The 1,285-nt window shown below is 52.8% G+C and carries 1 rRNA gene; it reads right to left on the reverse strand.

The features are described from left to right. Positions 1–929: ribosomal RNA gene (locus tag GCU56_RS22890) — 16S ribosomal RNA — on the reverse strand; the annotation flags it as partial. Positions 930–1,285: the final 356 nt, after the last annotated feature.

Raw genomic sequence — 1,285 nt, forward strand, 5'->3', positions numbered from 1 at the left:
GGCCCCCGTCAATTCATTTGAGTTTTAACCTTGCGGCCGTACTCCCCAGGCGGTCGACTTAACGCGTTAGCTCCGGAAGCCACGCCTCAAGGGCACAACCTCCAAGTCGACATCGTTTACGGCGTGGACTACCAGGGTATCTAATCCTGTTTGCTCCCCACGCTTTCGCACCTGAGCGTCAGTCTTTGTCCAGGGGGCCGCCTTCGCCACCGGTATTCCTCCAGATCTCTACGCATTTCACCGCTACACCTGGAATTCTACCCCCCTCTACAAGACTCTAGCCTGCCAGTTTCGAATGCAGTTCCCAGGTTGAGCCCGGGGATTTCACATCCGACTTGACAGACCGCCTGCGTGCGCTTTACGCCCAGTAATTCCGATTAACGCTTGCACCCTCCGTATTACCGCGGCTGCTGGCACGGAGTTAGCCGGTGCTTCTTCTGCGGGTAACGTCAATTGCTGCGGTTATTAACCACAACACCTTCCTCCCCGCTGAAAGTACTTTACAACCCGAAGGCCTTCTTCATACACGCGGCATGGCTGCATCAGGCTTGCGCCCATTGTGCAATATTCCCCACTGCTGCCTCCCGTAGGAGTCTGGACCGTGTCTCAGTTCCAGTGTGGCTGGTCATCCTCTCAGACCAGCTAGGGATCGTCGCCTAGGTGAGCCGTTACCCCACCTACTAGCTAATCCCATCTGGGCACATCTGATGGCAAGAGGCCCGAAGGTCCCCCTCTTTGGTCTTGCGACGTTATGCGGTATTAGCTACCGTTTCCAGTAGTTATCCCCCTCCATCAGGCAGTTTCCCAGACATTACTCACCCGTCCGCCACTCGTCACCCGAGAGCAAGCTCTCTGTGCTACCGTTCGACTTGCATGTGTTAGGCCTGCCGCCAGCGTTCAATCTGAGCCATGATCAAACTCTTCAATTTAAGTTTGATGCTCGTGAATTAAACTTCGTAATGAATTACGTATGTTCACTCAGAGACTTGGTATTCATTTTTTGTCCGAAGACATTAAGAATCCATGTCACTTTGAGTGCCCACACAGATTGTCTGATAAATTGTTAAAGAGCAGTGCCGCTTCGCTTTCGCTGCGGCGCGGGGTGTGCATATTACGCTTTCCCGCTTCAGAGTCAAGCATTTATTTTCGCTTATCTCTGTTGGTGTTCATCTCTGAACCCCGCTAACCCGGCGGCGTGTGTGCCGTTGTTCCGTGTCAGTGGAGGCGCATTATAGGGGGTAATTCTGAAGCTGCAAGGATAAAGTGAAAATTATTTACTGACTGC

This window comes from Geodermatophilus sabuli (assembly GCF_010686765.1).
GTDB classification, from domain to species: domain Bacteria; phylum Actinomycetota; class Actinomycetes; order Mycobacteriales; family Geodermatophilaceae; genus Geodermatophilus; species Geodermatophilus sabuli_A.